Origin of the sequence: Thermomonas alba, assembly GCF_022419205.1 — a bacterium.
Classification (GTDB): Bacteria; Pseudomonadota; Gammaproteobacteria; order Xanthomonadales; family Xanthomonadaceae; genus Thermomonas; species Thermomonas alba.
On record NZ_JAJOZU010000002.1, the window covers coordinates 439,038 to 451,963 of the forward strand.

Genomic DNA, 12,926 nt, shown 5'->3' on the forward strand with positions numbered 1-12,926 from the left:
CGGCCCGAGGGATTGAAGGCGATCCTAGCGCGCCGCGGGGTCCGGCGTGACGGTGGTGGGCGCGGCCTGCTGCGCGGCGATCCAGGCCCGCACCTGCGCCTGCAGCACCGGCAGCGGCAGCGCGCCCTGGCCGAGCACCGCATCGTGAAAGGCGCGTTCGTCGAAGCGCGGGCCCAGCGCGGTTTCTGCCTCGCGCCGTAGATCACGAATCACGATCTCGCCCAGCTTGTAGCTCAGCGCCTGCGCCGGCCAGCTGATGTAGCGGTCCACCTCGGTAGTGATTTCATGCTCGGACAGCGCGGTGTTGTCGCGCAGATAGGCGAGTGCGCGCTGCCGGCTCCAGCCATAGTGGTGGATGCCGGTGTCGATCACCAGGCGGCAGGCGCGCCACATGGCATAGGTCAGGCGGCCGAACTCCTCGTAGGGCGTCTGGTAGATGCCCATCTCCTCGCCCAGCCACTCGCTGTACAGCGCCCAGCCTTCGCCGTAGGCGCTGATGTACTCCTTGCGAAAGCCCGGCAGCGCGCCCTGCTCGCGCACCAGCATCTGCTGCAGCGAATGCCCGGGAGCGGATTCGTGCAGGGTCAGCGCCGGCAGGTTGTACAGCGGACGGCTGGGCAGATCGTAGGTGTTGACCCAGTACACGTCGGCGCTGCCGCGGCCGGCGGTCCAGTACGGCGCGATCGCATCCGGCACCGGCGCGATGGTGAAGCGCCCGCGCGGCAGGGTGCCAATCCGTTTGCCGAGTTCGCCATCCACCCGCTTGCTGATCCAGGCCGCGCGGTCCAGCAGCTGCTGCGGGGTCTGCGCGTAGAACTGCGGGTCGGTGCGCAGGAAAGCGATGAAATCGGCGAACCGCGTCTGCGGCGAACGTCCTTGAAAGCCGAGGCGGTCGATGATGGCCTCCATCTGTACGCGCAGCTCGGTGACCTCGCGCAGGCCGATCGCGTGGATCTGCTCGGGCGTCAGGTCGAGCGTGGTGTAGCGGCGGATCTGCTCGCGGTAGTACGCCTTGCCGTCGGGCAGGGCCTCGGCGGCCAGGGTGGTGCGCGCGCGCGGCAGGTACTCATCGCGGAAGAACGCCAGCAGCCGGCGATAGGCCGGAATCACCGCCTCGGCGATCGCCGCGCGGCCTTCCGCGCGCAGCGCGGCCTGCTCGGCGGGTGCGATGCTGTCCGGCATCTTGAGGTAAGGCGCATACAGCGCGGCCGCCTCTGGGTCCTGCAGTGCGGCTACTGCGGCGATCGCGCCGTCGCGCCCGGCCAGCACCGCGCGCGGCACCGAAAACCCGCGCGCCAGCCCGGCGCGCATGTTGGCGATCTGCTGCTCGAAATAGCGCGGCACGTCGCGCAACCGCGCGGCATAGGCGCGATAGGCGGCGGCGTCGCGCAGATCGGCGCGCGCCATGAAGTCCAGATCCGACCAGAACGCGCTGTCGGAGTTGAACGGCATTTCATAGTCGCGAAAACGCAGCGCGGCGATGCGATGCTCGATCTGCGGCCGGTACACCGCGTAGTTCAGACGTTCGCCGGGCGAAAGCGTGCTCACGTCGATCGCATCCAGTCGCCGCAGCACGTCCTGTAGGTAGGCCAGACGCGCCGCCTGCGCGGCCGGGCCGACGTCGGGCAGATGCGGTTGCCGCGCGGCATCCGCGCCGCCGTCGCTGTCTTCGTCCCAGCCCGCGGCCTGCTGCGTGCGCCAGGCCCATTCCGACTGGTAGATCGCACGCAAGGCGGCGTCGGCGTCGGTGGCCTGCGCCGACGCCTGCGCGCGCGCCAGCGCGGGGAGCAGGCACAGGACGAGCATGAGCGTGCGTAGCGGTGCAGTCACGGTGCGGATTCCGAGTGAACGGGCCAGGGATCGTAGCACCGGCCTCCGCGCCTCAGCCCGATGCGGGCGGTCGCCTGCGGCGTGCCCGCGGATTCATTCGCGCGGCGTGCCGCCCGCCTCGTCCTCGTTGTCGTGCCAGAGTTCGTGGCTGTCGATCCGCACCAGCAGCGCGGCTTCCAGCGCATCCACCCGTGCCTGCACTTCCTGTGCGCGGGCTTGGCGCGCGCTGCGTGCGGCCAGCAGCCACTCACCGAGACCGGCCTCGCCCAGCTCCCAGGCGCGCCGAGTCCGCGCGCTGGCCGTTTCCTGGGCTGCCGCGGCGGCGTGCATGGCTTGCCATTGGGCGTAGCGCGCCATCGCCAGATCGGCGGTGGCCTGAGCTTCGCGGGCGATCGTCAGGGCCACGCCGTCGGCATCCGCAGCAGCCATTTGTGCGCGGGATTCCTCACGTGCGGCGATGTCGCGCCGGTAACGGTAGCCAAGCGGGACGGATACCACCACGCCCACGGCGCGCTCGGCGCCACCGCGATCGTCCAGCACGCGCACCCCGATGCTGGGGTCCGGACGGCGATCGGCGCGCGCGCGCGCGGCCATCTCCTGCTGGCGCTGGGCCTCTTCGCGCGCGATTCCGATCTTGTGACTGCGGGAGATGATCAGGTCGCGCCAGTAAGCAGCGCCGCCCGGCAGTGGCGCCGGGTCTGGCAGCGGTGGCGGTGCGGCCGGCAACGGTAGCTGCGGATAGGTGACGACCAGCGCCTTGCGTGCAGCGTCGGCCTCGGCGTGAGCGCGCAGCGCTTCGGCGTCCAGCTGGGCCAGCTCAGCCTGCATCAGGTCGAGATCGCGCTGGGCGGCATCGCCGAGCTGAACCCGGCGCTCCAGCGCCTGTTTGGCCTGTCGCAGCAGCGTCTGCTGGGCATCGGCCTGCTCGCTGAGCAGGCTGGCGCGAAGCCAGGCCATCCAGTCGTGGCCGAGCCGACGTGCCGCCTGATGGGTGGCATCGTCGATCCGCAGGCGTGCCGCCGTCACGGTGTGCATCCCGATGCGGGCATCGATCGCGGCCTTTCCGGGCAGGCGGATGCGGCGGCTGAGCTGGCCTTCGAACTCGCGGTAGCGCAGATTGGGTTGCACCGTGCGTTGCTGTGGAATCAACACGGCCTCCCATTCGTAACTGCCGGCGGTCAGGCTGTGCGCCTCGGCTTCGGCCGCCTGGGCCGCGGCGCTGGCGGCACGGACTTCCGGTTGTGCCGCGAGTGCGCGCATGGCCAATGCCTCCGGCGGCAGGTAGCCGATATCCTGGGCGTGCGCGGACAGCCCGACCAGCAGCGCCAGAGCGGCCAGCATGCGGCGCATGCTCATGCCAGCCTCCCCGTGGCGAGCACCGGCTCGGTCCACCAGCGCACATCGCGCGAGGCGGTGACCGCACGCACCGCATTGAGTGCGGCTTCCAGCTGCGCCGCATCGAGCAGCATCCACAGCACCCGCCGCTGCACCCGGCCGCGCACCTGCTCGGCGGCGGAGGCGCGCGCCAGGTCGCTGGTGTGCCCTTCGGCGTGTAGCAGCGTGAAGCCTGGCAGGCCGGCGCACGCGCTCAGCGCCTCGGTCACCGGATCTTCCAGCGCGGGGGGGAATATCAAAGTCAGACGGATCTGCGTCATGGGTGGTCTCCGGTCGCGGCAGCGGGCTGCCCGAAGCGGCGGTACAGCAGTGGCAGCAGCAGCAAGGTCAAGCCGGTCGAGCTCACCAGGCCGCCGATCACCACGATCGCCAGCGGGCGCTGGATCTCCGCGCCGGGGCCGCTGGCCAGCAGCAGCGGAACCAGTCCGAAGGCGGTGATGCTGGCCGTCATCAGCACCGGGCGCAGGCGCCGCAGCGCGCCTTCGCGCACCACCCGCTCCAGCGGCAGCCCCAGCGCGTGCAGCTGGTTGAAATGCGCGACCAGGACCAATCCATTGAGCACGGCGATGCCGAGCAGGGCGATGAAGCCAACCGAGGCCGGTACCGACAGGTACTGCCCCGACAGCCATAGCGCGAGGATGCCGCCGACCAGGGCGAACGGGATGTTGCCCAGGATCAGCAGCGCCTGCCGCACCGAGCCGAAGCTCATGAACAGCACCACGAAAATCAGCCCCAGCGCGACCGGTATCACCAATGCCAGGCGCGCGGCGGCGCGCTGCTGGTTTTCGAACTGCCCGCCCCACATCAGTCGATAGCCAGGCGGCAGCGGCACCTGGCGTGCTACCGCCTTGCGTGCTTCATCCACGAATCCCACCAGGTCGCGGCCGCGCACGTTGACCTGGATCAGCGCAAAGCGCGAGCCCCCTTCGCGGCGCACGGCCACGGGACCTGTGCCAGGTTGAATGTGCGCCAGTGCCGCCAGCGGGATGTCGCCAGCGCCATCTCCGCGCGCCAGGGTCGCAGAGGCGAAGCGTTCGGCCGATGCGTGCAGCGCGGGTGCGCCGCGCACCAGGATCGGCGTGCGCCGATCGGGCTCGATCACGCTTCCGGCGCGCATGCCTTCCAGCTGCGCGCGCAGCTCGTCCTGCACGGCGGTGACGCTCAGTCCGGCGCGGCCTGCGGCCTGTGGGTCCACCCGCACTTGCAGATACTGCACCTGGTCGGCGGCTTGGGTGAGCACGTCCTGGGCGCCGCGCAGTCCTTCGAGGACGCCTGCGATGCGGCCCGCGAGTTCGCCCAGGGTGTCCAGATCCGGACCGAACACCTTGATCGCCACGTCGCCGCGACTGCCGGTGAGCATCTCCGATACCCGCATTTCGATCGGTTGCGTGAAGCCATATTCGAGCCCGGGGAAATCCGACATCACCGCCCGGATGCGATCGGCCAGTGCCTCCTTGTCGGGCACCTGCCACTGATCGCGTGGCGCCAGCTGCATGAACATGTCGGTTTCGTTCAGACCCATCGGGTCCAGGCCGAGCTCGTCCGAGCCGGCGCGCGCGATGATGTGGCGTACTTCCGGCACCCGCCGCAGGATGGCGCGCGCCACCGCCTCGTCGGTCGCCAGCGAGGCGGCCAGGCTGACCGAGGCCGGTTTTTGCAGCTGCAGCAGGATGTCACCCTCGTCCATGGTGGGCATGAAGGTCTTGCCGGTGCCCAGCCAGGCCAGCGCGCCCAGCAGCAGGCCGCCAGCAGCAGCGCCCAGGGCGATCCGCGGATGCGCCAGGGTGCGCTCCAGCAGGGGTTGATAGAACGCATGTAGACGGCGCATCAGCCAGGGCTCGCCATGCGAACGTTCCTGCAGCAGCAGCGAGGCCAGCACCGGCACCACGCTCAGCGACAGCAGCAGTGAAGCGCCCAGTGCGAATACGATGGTCAGCGCGACCGGCGCGAACAGCTTGCCTTCCAGGCCTTGCAAGGTCAGCAGCGGCATGAAGGTCAGGCAGATGATGAGGATGCCGGCGGCGACCGGCAGCGCCACTTCGCGGGTGGCGGCATACACCCGGTGCAGACGCGGCAGGTGCGCGCCGGGCGCGCGTGGATCGAGCCGGCTGACGGCGTTCTCCACCACCACGACCGCCGCATCCACCAGCATGCCGATCGCGATCGCCAGCCCGCCCAGGCTCATCAGGTTGGCGCTCATGCCGGTCAGCTGCATCAGCAGGAAGGTGGCCAGCGCTGCCAGCGGCAACATCAGCGCGACCACCAGCGCCGCGCGCAGCTCACCCAGGAACAGCAACAGCAGCAGTACCACCAGCACGGTGGCTTCCAGCAGCGCGTGTTCCACCGTGCCGACCGCGCGCTCGATCAGCGCACTGCGGTCATAGAATGGGACGATCCGCACCCCCGCAGGCAAGGTCGGGGCGAGTTCATCGAGACGCTGGCGCACCGCCTTGATCAGCGCGGAGGCATCACTGCCGCGCAGCGCCACGACGATGCCCTCCACCGCCTCGCCGCGGCCGTCGCGCGTCACTGCGCCGTAGCGGGTCAGGGCATCCACCCGCACCTGCGCCACATCGCCCACACGTACGGGGTGTGCGCCGTCACGCAGCGGCAGCGCGGCGATGTCGGCGGCATTTTGCAGCGCCCCTTCCACCCGCACGATCAGGGTTTCCTCACCGGCCTCCACCCGGCCGGCGCCATCGTTGCGGTTGTTGCGCTCGATCGCCTGCGCGAGATCGGCCAGGCTCAGCCCTGCCTGCGTCAGTTTGGCCGGATCCGGCACCACCACGAAGCTGCGGACGGCGCCGCCCAGGGCATTGACGTCGGCCACGCCGGGCAGGGTGCGCAGCGCCGGGCGCAGGGTCCAGTCCAGCAGGGTGCGGCGCTGCGCCAGGCTCAGATCGCCCCCTTCGATGGTGAACATGAACACGTCCGAGAGCGGGGTGGAGATCGGGGCCAGCCCGCCTTCGACCCCGGCTGGCAGGCTTGGCGCCACCGCGGCGTAACGCTCCGCGACCTGCTGCCGCGCCCAGTAGAGGTCGGTGCCGGCGTCGAAATCCAAGGTGATGTCGGCAATCGCGTATTTGGCGGTAGCGCGCAGGATGCTGGCGCGCGGAGTGCCCAAAAGCTCCATCTCCAGCGGCGCGATCACCCGGGTTTCCACTTCCTCGGGTGTCATCCCCGGGGCTTTCAGGATCAGCTTGACCTGGGTTGGAGAGATGTCCGGGAAGGCATCGATCGGCAGGCGTGCGAACGCCCATGCACCGGCGGCGACCAGCCCGAGCGCGGCCAGCAGAACCAGGAGGCGCTGGCGTAGGGAAAATTCGGTCAGACGGCTGAGCATGGCGGCCTCAGCGCGCTGTGGAGGATGTCGGCGTGGGCAGCAGCGCCTTCAAGGCCGCAGTGCCACGGATGGCGACTTCCGCTCCTGGCGTAAGCCCCGGTGCCATGACCACCACGGTATCGCCTGCACTGCCCAGCACCTGGGCGATGCGCACCGCGTGGAAACGGTCGCCATTGCGCCAATAGGCCAGGTGCGCCTCGCCATCCGGAAGCAGCGCGCTGCGCGGCAGCGCCAGCGCCGCAGGCGGGGCCGGCAACAGCAGGGTCACTTCGAAGCGCTCGCCGGCCACGTGGGTGCCGGGCGTCTGCAGGCGCGCGCGCACGGGGATTTGCTGGCTGGCCGGATCGAGATCGGCGCCGATGGCGACCACTTGCGCATGGCTGCCATCTGCCAGCTGTAGCGGCAGCCCCGGACGCAGGGCGCCACGCAGCGAGGCCGGCACTCCGAAACGGATCTCGAGCTGGTCAGGATCGGCGATCTGCAGCGCCGGCTGCTGCGGGGTGAGCGCATCTCCGGGAGCGACGAACCGGCGCAGTACGCGCCCCGAAATGGGAGCCAGCAGCTCGATCTCGCCATGACCCCCCAGCGAGGCACGCACTCCGCTCAGCGCCTCGCGTGCGCGCGCGAGTTCGGCTTGCGCGGCCTGTGCTTGCGCTTGGCTCTGCTGCTGGCGCGCCGCCGCGATGATGCCTTCCGCCAACAGCTGGGCATCGCGCTGCGCCTGCCGCTGCGCGAGCGCTGCATCGCTGCGTGCACGCGCAAGGTCGGCGGCGGCACGCAGTCCTTCCGGGCTGCGTAGGCGCAGCACCGGCTGACCGGCCTGCACGATCTCGCCTTCCTGCACCAGCACCGCGCTGACCGTGCCGGCCCAGGGTGAGCTGACTTGTTGGCTGGCGCCCAGCGGGGCCTGGGTTTGTGCCAGCAGCCCCGGCAGCGGCACATGGGAGGCGCGCTCCGCCCGCCCCAGCGCGATGCCCAGTGCCTGGATCTGCGAGGCGGCTAGTTGCACGCTGCCATCCGCAGCAGCGACCGGTGTGTTGGCGCCGATGCTGGCCTCACCGCGTGGCCACAGTCGCCAGACCAGCAGGGCGAGGATGAGTGCGCCGGCAATCATTGCCGCGGCGCGGCGCAGATTCGAGCTCATGCGCTGCCTCCGACGCGGCAGCAGAAGTCCGGAACGAGAGCTGGAAACGGCATGGGCGCTCCTCGGAACGACACGATGCCAGCAGTTTGCAGGGACAAGCTTGGAAAACCCTTAAGGAGGGCCTGAACAACGCCATCCAGGCGTTGTCAGTCCCCGTCGAGTCGGGTATCGGCCTGGACTCGGCGCACACGCATTCATCACGTGCATGATGGATGCGTGGCCGGCCATTCGTGGCCGGCGGGAACCTCTGGAGTTGATCAGAGGTTCTTGAGGGCCTCGGGGCGCAGGGCGGCATCCCCCCGGGTGGCGATCGGTCACAGCGGAGGTAGTGGGCCGAGCCGCACCTGCAGGCGTCCTGAGATCAGCTGAAACGTCAGCGGGGCCGCGATCGCCTCCGCCAGCGCCCGACATAGCGCCAGCCCGAGCCCGGTATGCGGGCCATTGCCGGCTTCGCCCTGGCGACGCCAGAAGCGTTGGCCGAAGTGAGCCAGGTCTGCAGCCTCCAGCTCCGGCGCCGGGTTGTCGAGGCTGAGCATGATGCCGTGCGGGGTCTGCCAGATGTGGCAATGGATGTCCCCACCCGGCGGGGTGTAGTCGAGCGCGTTGTCCAACAGATTGGTCAGTAGGCGCTCGAGCATCCCGGCGTCGCTTCGGCACCACAGCTCGTCCGGCGCGGAGCAAGACAGGGTGAGGCGGCGCCCGGCGGCACGGGCGGCGGCGGGCTCCAGCAGGCTGCGCAGCAGAGCCACCAGATCGAAAGGATCGGCGGCGGCGTGTTCCAGCCCGGATTCGATTCGCACCAGCGTCAGCAGTGACTCGATCCCACGCTGCATGCGCCGGCTGCTGTGCAGGGTGGCGGTGAGCGCTGCGCGCGCGGCGGTGTCCCGGGTGTTGGGGAGTGCCGCTTCTGCGATGGTCTGGATCTCTGCGACCGGCGTGCGTAGCTCGTGCGCGACGTCGCTGGCGAAACGGCGCTCGCGCATGAGGGCGCGGCGCAGGCGTTCCACTCCCGCCTGCAGCGCCTGCGCGAACGGGATCAGTTCGCGCGGCAATGAGCCTGGCAGTTGGGGCGGGGTATCGGCATCCACGCGATCGAGCTGTGCGCGCAGCTGGTCGAGCAGGCCGAAGCTGCGTCCGACCAGCCACACGCCAAGCCCGATCACCGCTAGCAGCGCCAGCCCGATCCCGCCGATCAGCAGCCCATGCACGCGGCGTTCGACGGCATCCCAGTGGGTGCGTTCGGTGCCAGTCACCAGCAGCCCCTGCGCGGGATCGCTCGGGTCGAGGGCGCGCGCCAGCAGCCGCCCGGGATGGCCGTCTGGTAGCCGCGCGTCGTAGTAGCAAAAGATGCGGCAGTCTTGCGAAGGAGGTCTCGGCAAGGTCAAGCCGCGGCTGTTGGGGGAAGTGGCCAGCACGCGGCCGTCGCGGGCGTATACCGTGAAAAACTCGGTGTGCCCGTCCTCACGGTAATCTGGCAGCGGCAGATCGGCACCATGCTGCTGCAGGGTGTGCGCGATGACATTCGCGCGCAGGGCCAGGCCCTGGTCGAGGTGGGCATAGATCTCGCGATCGATCAGGGTGTCCAGCAGCACGAACAGCAGGGTCAGCACCGCGCCGGCGGCCACGGTCAGCTGCCAGGCAAGGCGCCGGCGCAGCGACCATGGACGCGGATGGATGGTAGAGGCGGTCATGGCCGTGTCAGGCGATGGTGTAGCCGAAGCCGCGCCGGGTCTGGATCGGATTGCCGGCGCCGGCGCGCGCCAGTTTGCTGCGTAGCGTGCTCAGGATCACCTCGATCACCTTGTCCGAGGCGGAACTGCCGTGATCGTACAGGCGCTCGAACAGCTGCGCGCGCGAGAGCACCTGGCCGCGCTCGCGCAGCAGCACTTCCAGCAGCGCATATTCCTTGGGCGAAAGGTCCAACTCGCGTCCGGCGTGGTGGGCGCGGCGAGTGCGCGGGTCCAAGGTCAACTCGCCCAGACGCAGCACCGGCGGCTGGGTGCGCGGCGGTCGCCGCAACAGGGCGCGCAGCCGCGCCAGAAGTTCGTCCAGCGCGAATGGTTTGACCAGGTAATCGTCGGCGCCGGCATCCAGCGCGCGTACGCGATCGGCCACCTGATCACGCGCCGACAGCACCAGCACCGGCACGCCGTCGCCGCGCGCGCGCAGGCGCTCGAGCACGGCAACGCCATCCAGGCGCGGCAGCATCAGATCCAGTATCACCGCGTCGTAGCTGTGGTCACGCAGGTGGGACAGGGCGGCGGCGCCGTCGCCGGCCAGATCGCAGGCATGCCCTTGCTGCTGCAGATGGTTGAGCAGCGCGTGACCGAGGATGGGGGAATCTTCCACCAACAGTACGCGCATGGACGGGCCTCAATGTGGATTGCGGTCGCGATGCCAGCCGCGGTGGCGGATGTCCAGATACAGGCTGTAGCAGGCGGTGAAGGTGGGAAACAGGTTCTGCAGGATGCCCACCGCGTCGTTCTTGCCGAAGATGAAATAGCTCAAGGTCATCACGCTGCCGAGGATGCTCATGTACCAGAACAGGCGTGGGATCACCGGCTTGCCATGACGGCGGCTGGCGATGAACTGCACCAGCCAGCGCCCGCCGAACATCAGCGCGCCGATCAGCCCGATCAGCTTCCACGGCGTCATGTGGATGCCGGTCCAGGCCAGCGCGGCCAGTGGAGTGTCCATGAACCCGGCGGGCGCAGGGGCGATCATCGCGCAAGCTCCTCGACCGCGGTGCGCCGGCTGCGCGCGATCAGCCAGGCCACGCCCATGAGATCGCGGATTCCGACCACGGCGCGTCCGAGATTGGTGTATTTGGAGACGCCCGCAGTGCGCTGGCGATGGTTCACCGGCACGCTCACGGTCTGCCAGCCGGCGCGCTGCATCAGTGCCGGCAGGTAGCGATGCATGTGATCGAAATAGGGCAGGTCGAGGAATGCCTCGCGTTCGAACAGCTTGATGCCACAGCCGGTGTCCGGAGTGGCATCGCGCAGCAGGCGGGCGCGGATGGCATTGGCAAACTTCGAGGCCCAGCGCTTGCTGCCGCTGTCCTGGCGGTTGACGCGCCAGCCGGCGAACAGCTTGACCTCGGGCGGCGAGGCGTCGCGCCTGGCCAGCAGGGCCGGGATGTCGGCGGGATCGTTCTGGCCGTCACCGTCGAGGGTGGCGATCCACGGCGCGCGCGCGGCCTTCACGCCGTTGCGCACCGCGGTGCTCTGGCCGGCGTTGGTCAGGTGGCGAATCACCCGCAGTTCGGGGACGCGCGCTTGGATTTCGCGCAGGCGCGCCAGGGTGGCGTCGCGCGAGGCGTCATCGACATAGACGATCTCGAACGCGAGGCGGGGGCGCAGGGCGGCGCAGATTTCCTCGATCAGCGGCGCGACGTTGTCTTCCTCGTTGTGCACGGGGACGACCACGGAAAGCTGTGGGTGTTGGCTCATGTCGGTGTCTGCTGCGGGAAGTTCAGGAACGCTTGCGAAGGCGCTCCAGGACGCCGTCCAGGGCATCCAGATTGGCGTAGTGGATCACCAGCTTGCCCCTGTTGCCGCGGCCGTTGAGGATGTTGACCTTGCTGCCCAGGGTTTCCGACAGCTCGCGCTCCAGCGCGGCGATGTCGGCCTGCGGAGGCTTCTTTGGCGCCGGCTTGCGCGGCGCGGAGGGCACCTTGCCGGCCAACAGTTGCTGCACCTGATGCTCGACCTGGCGCACCGACCAGCCTTCGGCGGCGGCCTGCTTGGCCAGGGTGATCGCCATCGCCTCGGCCAGCGGCAGCAGCGCGCGCGCATGGCCCATCTCCAGCGCCCCGGTTTGCACCAGTGCCCGCACGGGTTCGGGGAGTTCGAGCAGGCGCAACAGGTTGGACACCGCGGCGCGCGAGCGGCCCACGGCCTCCGCGGCGGCGGCGTGGGTGAGGTCGAACTCGTCGATCAGGCGCTGCAGCGCCTGCGCTTCCTCCAGCGGGTTGAGATCTTCGCGCTGGATGTTCTCGATCAGCGCCATCGCCACCACGGTGCGGTCGTCCACTTCGCGGATGACCACCGGCACTTCGGTCAAACCGGCGCGCTGGCTGGCGCGCCAGCGCCGCTCGCCGGCGATGATTTCGTAAGTGCGGCCGCCGCGGCCGTGGGCATCGCGGCGTTCACGCACCACGATCGGCTGGATCACGCCCTGGGTGCGGATCGACGCGGCCAGCTCCTCCAGCTTGGCGTCGTCCATGGTCCGCCGCGGCTGGTACTTGCCCGGGACCATCGCGTCCACTGGCAGCGTGCGTAGCACGTCGCCCGGCTGCGCTTCCAGTGCCGGCGCTTCGGCGGCCGCCTTGGGGCCCAGCAGCGCCTCCAGGCCACGTCCCAGGCCGCGCTTCCTGGCGCCGGCCTTCGTCCCGTCCTTGCCTGCCGTCATGCCGCCTGCTCCTTCTGCTTCTGTTCGCGCTCGCGCTGCCGGCGCAGCACCTCGCCGGCCAGGCCAAGATAGGCCACGCTGCCACGGCTGGCCTTGTCGTAGCCGAGGATGCTTTGGCCGTGGCTGGGGGCTTCGGCCAGGCGCACGTTGCGCGGGATGATGGTGCGGAACACGCGATCGCCGAAGTGATGGGTCAGCTCGGCCGACACCGCATTGGCGAGGTTGTTGCGCACGTCGAACATGGTGCGCAGCACGCCTTCGATCTCCAGCCCGGGGTTGAAGCGGCCCTTGATGCCCTCGATGGTGTCCAGCAGCGCCGACAGCCCTTCCAGCGCGTAGTACTCGCACTGCATCGGCACCAGCACCGAGTCGGCGGCGGTCAGCGCATTGAGGGTGAGCACCGACAGCGACGGCGGGCAGTCGATCAGGATGAAGTCGTAGTCGCCGCGCACCTGTTCCAGCGCGGTTTTGAGCCGGCCCTCGCGGCCGCTGGCATCGAGCAGGCGGATTTCGGCGGCGGTCAGGTCGATGTTGCCGGGCAGCAGGGAAAAGCCATCTTCACAGCGCACGATCGCCTCGGCCGGCGCGGCCTCTCCGAGCAGCACGTCGGTCACCGAGGCGTCCAGCTCGCGCTTGTCGATCCCGCAGCCCATGGTGGCGTTGCCCTGCGGGTCGAGGTCCACCAGCAGCACGCGCTTGGGCGTGCGTGCCAGCGCCGCGGCGAGATTGACGGCGGTGGTGGTCTTGCCGACCCCGCCCTTCTGATTGGCGATGGCGATGATGCGGGCCATGCGGTGTCTG

The 12,926-nt window shown here is 69.7% G+C and carries 11 protein-coding genes; all 11 read right to left on the reverse strand.

The features are described from left to right. Nucleotides 1-24: 24 nt before the first annotated feature. Nucleotides 25-1,830 (reverse strand): DUF885 domain-containing protein, encoded by a 1,806-nt coding sequence (locus ML342_RS04505; protein ID WP_439655145.1) that lies wholly within the window; start codon nucleotides 1,828-1,830, stop codon nucleotides 25-27. Between the two features lie 93 nt (nucleotides 1,831-1,923). Continuing rightward, the gene (locus ML342_RS04510) at nucleotides 1,924-3,186 is read right to left on the reverse strand and encodes a TolC family protein (RefSeq protein ID WP_240125731.1); all 1,263 of its coding nucleotides are present in this window, start codon (nucleotides 3,184-3,186) and stop codon (nucleotides 1,924-1,926) included. Continuing rightward, nucleotides 3,183-3,485 (reverse strand): DUF3240 family protein, encoded by a 303-nt coding sequence (locus ML342_RS04515; RefSeq protein ID WP_240125732.1) that lies wholly within the window; start codon nucleotides 3,483-3,485, stop codon nucleotides 3,183-3,185. The genes ML342_RS04510 and ML342_RS04515 overlap by 4 nt, the downstream gene beginning before the upstream one ends. Then, entirely contained in the window at nucleotides 3,482-6,568 is a 3,087-nt protein-coding gene (locus ML342_RS04520; RefSeq protein WP_240125733.1) for an efflux RND transporter permease subunit, read from the reverse strand. The genes ML342_RS04515 and ML342_RS04520 overlap by 4 nt, the downstream gene beginning before the upstream one ends. A 7-nt stretch (nucleotides 6,569-6,575) precedes the next feature. Continuing rightward, nucleotides 6,576-7,712: an efflux RND transporter periplasmic adaptor subunit gene (locus ML342_RS04525; RefSeq protein WP_240125734.1), complete on the reverse strand. Its 1,137-nt coding sequence runs from the start codon at nucleotides 7,710-7,712 to the stop codon at nucleotides 6,576-6,578. 314 nt (nucleotides 7,713-8,026) lie between these two features. Continuing rightward, nucleotides 8,027-9,403, reverse strand: coding sequence for a sensor histidine kinase (locus ML342_RS04530; protein ID WP_240125735.1), 1,377 nt, complete (start codon nucleotides 9,401-9,403; stop codon nucleotides 8,027-8,029). Between the two features lie 7 nt (nucleotides 9,404-9,410). After that, nucleotides 9,411-10,076, reverse strand: coding sequence for a response regulator transcription factor (locus ML342_RS04535; RefSeq protein ID WP_240125736.1), 666 nt, complete (start codon nucleotides 10,074-10,076; stop codon nucleotides 9,411-9,413). 9 nt (nucleotides 10,077-10,085) lie between these two features. Next, on the reverse strand, nucleotides 10,086-10,436 hold the full coding sequence (locus tag ML342_RS04540) for a lipid-A-disaccharide synthase N-terminal domain-containing protein (RefSeq protein ID WP_240125737.1): 351 nt from the start codon (nucleotides 10,434-10,436) through the stop codon (nucleotides 10,086-10,088). Further along, on the reverse strand, nucleotides 10,433-11,164 hold the full coding sequence (locus tag ML342_RS04545) for a glycosyltransferase family 2 protein (protein WP_240125738.1): 732 nt from the start codon (nucleotides 11,162-11,164) through the stop codon (nucleotides 10,433-10,435). Before ML342_RS04545 ends, ML342_RS04540 begins: the two co-directional genes overlap by 4 nt. Before the next feature lie 22 nt (nucleotides 11,165-11,186). Next, complete coding sequence (locus ML342_RS04550) at nucleotides 11,187-12,125, reverse strand: ParB/RepB/Spo0J family partition protein (RefSeq protein WP_240125739.1); 939 nt, start codon at nucleotides 12,123-12,125, stop codon at nucleotides 11,187-11,189. Next, the gene (locus ML342_RS04555) at nucleotides 12,122-12,916 is read right to left on the reverse strand and encodes a ParA family protein (RefSeq protein WP_240125740.1); all 795 of its coding nucleotides are present in this window, start codon (nucleotides 12,914-12,916) and stop codon (nucleotides 12,122-12,124) included. Before ML342_RS04555 ends, ML342_RS04550 begins: the two co-directional genes overlap by 4 nt. Nucleotides 12,917-12,926: the final 10 nt, after the last annotated feature.

Coding starts and splice junctions, on each gene's coding strand:
- ML342_RS04510 (WP_240125731.1), bottom strand. CDS start 3,186: ATGAGCATGCGCCGCATGCTGGCCGCTCTGGCGCTGCTGGTCGGGCTG.
- ML342_RS04515 (WP_240125732.1), bottom strand. CDS start 3,485: ATGACGCAGATCCGTCTGACTTTGATATTCCCCCCCGCGCTGGAAGAT.
- ML342_RS04520 (WP_240125733.1), bottom strand. CDS start 6,568: ATGCTCAGCCGTCTGACCGAATTTTCCCTACGCCAGCGCCTCCTGGTT.
- ML342_RS04525 (WP_240125734.1), bottom strand. CDS start 7,712: ATGAGCTCGAATCTGCGCCGCGCCGCGGCAATGATTGCCGGCGCACTC.
- ML342_RS04530 (WP_240125735.1), bottom strand. CDS start 9,403: ATGACCGCCTCTACCATCCATCCGCGTCCATGGTCGCTGCGCCGGCGC.
- ML342_RS04535 (WP_240125736.1), bottom strand. CDS start 10,076: ATGCGCGTACTGTTGGTGGAAGATTCCCCCATCCTCGGTCACGCGCTG.
- ML342_RS04540 (WP_240125737.1), bottom strand. CDS start 10,436: ATGATCGCCCCTGCGCCCGCCGGGTTCATGGACACTCCACTGGCCGCG.
- ML342_RS04545 (WP_240125738.1), bottom strand. CDS start 11,164: ATGAGCCAACACCCACAGCTTTCCGTGGTCGTCCCCGTGCACAACGAG.
- ML342_RS04550 (WP_240125739.1), bottom strand. CDS start 12,125: ATGACGGCAGGCAAGGACGGGACGAAGGCCGGCGCCAGGAAGCGCGGC.
- ML342_RS04555 (WP_240125740.1), bottom strand. CDS start 12,916: ATGGCCCGCATCATCGCCATCGCCAATCAGAAGGGCGGGGTCGGCAAG.